Source organism: Pseudomonas sp. PNPG3, from assembly GCF_023093815.1.
GTDB lineage: Bacteria > Pseudomonadota > Gammaproteobacteria > Pseudomonadales > Pseudomonadaceae > Aquipseudomonas > Aquipseudomonas asiatica.
Genome location: NZ_JALLKV010000239.1, coordinates 1 through 266 on the forward strand (window position 1 = coordinate 1; position 266 = coordinate 266).

The 266-nt window shown below is 51.1% G+C and carries 1 protein-coding gene; it reads right to left on the bottom strand.

Going from position 1 to position 266, the window contains the following annotated elements:
* A partial coding sequence (locus MJ643_RS30880) for a ribonucleotide-diphosphate reductase subunit beta (RefSeq protein ID WP_247727336.1) occupies positions 1 to 266 on the bottom strand: 266 nt, incomplete at both ends.

Below are 266 nucleotides of genomic sequence, written 5' to 3' on the forward strand. Positions count from 1 at the left end.
TCAATTCTTCTTGGCGCTTTTCATCGAGCTTCTTGTATTCCTGCTGGAACTTGTAGCCAATGTAATAGCCGTGCACGGCCTCATCGCGGATGATCAAGCGGATGATATCGGCGGTATTGGTCAGCTTCGCGCGCGAAGAGAAGTACATCGGCAGATAGAAGCCAGAGTAGAACAAGAAGGACTCCAGCAGCGTAGAGGCTACCTTCTTCTTCAGCGGATCGTCACCGTTGTAGTAGGCCAAGATGATCTTGGCCTTCTTCTGGAGG